The organism is Exiguobacterium sp. AB2 (genome assembly GCF_000696055.1).
Taxonomy (GTDB): Bacteria; Bacillota; Bacilli; order Exiguobacteriales; family Exiguobacteriaceae; genus Exiguobacterium; species Exiguobacterium alkaliphilum.
Window position 1 is genome coordinate 1 of sequence record NZ_JNAA01000060.1, and the last position, 2,524, is coordinate 2,524.

At 49.4% G+C, this 2,524-nt stretch carries 3 protein-coding genes; all 3 read right to left on the reverse strand.

The features are described from left to right. Positions 1-265: 265 nt before the first annotated feature. Positions 266-901 (reverse strand): KinB-signaling pathway activation protein, encoded by a 636-nt coding sequence (locus DI14_RS08450; protein ID WP_034807521.1) that lies wholly within the window; start codon positions 899-901, stop codon positions 266-268. A gap of 11 nt (positions 902-912) precedes the next feature. Then, positions 913-1,944 carry an Mrp/NBP35 family ATP-binding protein gene (locus tag DI14_RS08455; protein WP_034807523.1) on the reverse strand — a complete coding sequence of 344 codons (1,032 nt, stop codon included), beginning with the start codon at positions 1,942-1,944 and terminating at the stop codon, positions 913-915. Between the two features lie 139 nt (positions 1,945-2,083). After that, a complete protein-coding gene (gene rpsI / locus DI14_RS08460; protein ID WP_034807525.1) occupies positions 2,084-2,476 on the reverse strand; it encodes a 30S ribosomal protein S9 in 393 nt (130 codons plus the stop codon). Between the last annotated feature and the right edge of the window lie 48 nt (positions 2,477-2,524).

Consider the following 2,524-nt stretch of genomic DNA (forward strand, 5'->3'; position numbering starts at 1 on the left):
ACCAATTCGTTGTCGTGTTAGCGACTTTTTAATAATAGCGATTCGACTTGTGAAAGTCAATCACTTTTTATTATTTTTTTCACTTACTTTCTGATGTTCCGAAAGGAACAGCAGCGACGTTTATTAATATATCAGCGCCCCTAATATTCGTCAACTGTTTTTCTAAAAAAACTTTATTGTTTTTTGAATTTCTTTCGCCTGATCATTCCTGTAGCAAAAAAAGGGGAAACGTCCAGTCGGACGTTCCCCTTTCTCGATTTTTCAGTTAAGACGACTTTGACGTGACACGTTTTTTCGAACCTTTTGGCTGACGCGCCTCGACCGGTGCCTCAACAGGCGCCTGGAACCGATGCAACATCAACACTTGATACGCGTTCGCGAACACAAGCGTCGCTAAGGCCGGCCAAAGAAGCGCGACCTCATCTGTCGTTTGAAGCGCAGGAATCCATTCAATCAACGTGATGACAATCATCAAGAAGAGGGTCGGGATAAACGCACTCGCATTCGTCTGTCTCGCCTTGCTCGTCGCGACAATCCAAGAGACGATGACTAACACGACCATCTCTCCGATATAGCGCCACATATGATCGTTACTAAACGCAAGCATACGAAGGTAGACAGCATCAAATAAAGCGAAGGCGATCAAGAGCACTTGGACACGATTCCAAAGCCTCGGTCCACGAAATAAATCCAGTCCGACACGATGCACGATCAAATAAGCAAAAAAGCCCATCATGCTGATTCCGGTCCACGTGCTTGAATAACTGAGTGCCGTCACGATGGCGGCCCATGACTGGCTCACTAAATAACCCGGGTTCGCCAACAAGTTCATCACGAACCCAAATAATGTCCCGAAGACGAGTGTTGTCCAAAACAACCGTAAAAAACCTTGTACTTTCATCTGTTAACCATTCACCCTTCTATTTGTTCAATCACCGCTTGTGCCAATTCATCGTAAGTCGCTTCAAACGGGTGGCCGTCACGGTAGACCGACGGCGCAAAGTCTTCTTCATTGTCATAAGGTTGGCCGAGCGGGATTTGGGCGAGCAGCTTACTCTTCAACGCTTCAGACAATTTCTCCCCACCACCGTAACCAAAGACGTATTCTTTCTCGCCTGTCACCTTGCTCTCGAAGTAAGCCATGTTCTCGATGATGCCGAGTACTTTATGGTTCGTCTTAATCGCCATCGCACCGGCACGGGCCGCGACGAACGCTGCCGTGGCGTGAGGCGTCGTCACGATCAACTCCTGACAAGCTGGGAGCATCGAGTGGATGTCGAGCGCGACGTCACCCGTTCCTGGCGGCAAATCGAGGAGCAGGTAATCGAGATCACCCCACTCGACGTCATTGAAGAAGTTATTGAGCATCTTCCCGAGCATTGGCCCCCGCCAAATGACCGGCGCATTGTCCTCGACGAAGAAGCCCATCGAGATGACTTTGACACCGAACCGCTCGACCGGGATAATCTTCTCTCCGCGCACGACCGGACGTTCTTCAATCCCGAGCATGTCCGGCACACTGAAACCGTAAATGTCCGCATCAATCAATCCGACTTTTTTACCGGCACGCGCGAGTGCGACCGCCAAGTTGACGGATACGGTCGATTTGCCGACACCGCCTTTACCTGAGGCGATGGCGATAAACGTCGTCCCTGAGTTTTCACGCAGGATGGCCGGCTTCGTCGCTTCCTTCAGACTCTCGTCGTTGAGCGCTTCGAAGCGAAGGCCGACCGTCTTGAAGCCTTTGCCTTTTAAGAGCGTCACGATCTCTTGTTGCAGTTGTAACTGTTCCCCGCTCCCGGTCTGACCGAGCGCCACTTTCACGCTCACATAATCTTCTTTGATGCGGACATCTTTCACACCAGCTGTATCACCAAGCGTACGGTTAATCGTCGGATCGACTAACCCCGCCAATTCTTCACGAACTTGTTCGACTGTAAGCATGTCATTTCCCCCTAATTTCTGTCTCGCTAACAGTATATCAAAAAAAGCGTTTTCTTGATGAAACAGAAATCGGTAAATTGCATACAAAAAAACTCTCCACCCAGAAAGGGGGAGAGTAAAAGACCAACTTGCCCGAAGATTAACGCTTCGAGAACTGTGGTGCGCGACGTGCTGCTTTAAGACCGTATTTTTTACGCTCTTTCATACGTGCGTCACGAGTCAAGAAGCCTTTTTCTTTGAGGCCTGGACGGAATTCTGGGTCCGCTTGAAGAAGCGCACGTGATACGCCGTGGCGAATCGCTCCAGCTTGTCCAGTGTATCCACCACCGTTAACGTTAACGATTACATCGTATTTACCTTCTGTTTCAGTCAATACGAGTGGTGATTTAGCCATCATGATCAAAGTCTCATGACCGAAGTATTCTGAGATATCACGGCCATTTACAACAACTTTACCGTCACCTGCAACGAGGTGAACGCGAGCCACCGAGTGTTTGCGGCGGCCTGTTCCGTAGTAACGTACATCTGCCATCGTTTAGTTCCTCCCTGTGTCCCGATTAACCGCGAAGTTCGTAAACTT

What these genes read in the sequence shown, in the direction of transcription:
- rpsI (WP_034807525.1), bottom strand. Translation starts at nt 2,476, where the DNA reads ATGGCAGATGTACGTTACTACGGAACAGGCCGCCGCAAACACTCGGTG.
- DI14_RS08455 (WP_034807523.1), bottom strand. Translation starts at nt 1,944, where the DNA reads ATGCTTACAGTCGAACAAGTTCGTGAAGAATTGGCGGGGTTAGTCGAT.
- DI14_RS08450 (WP_034807521.1), bottom strand. Translation starts at nt 901, where the DNA reads ATGAAAGTACAAGGTTTTTTACGGTTGTTTTGGACAACACTCGTCTTC.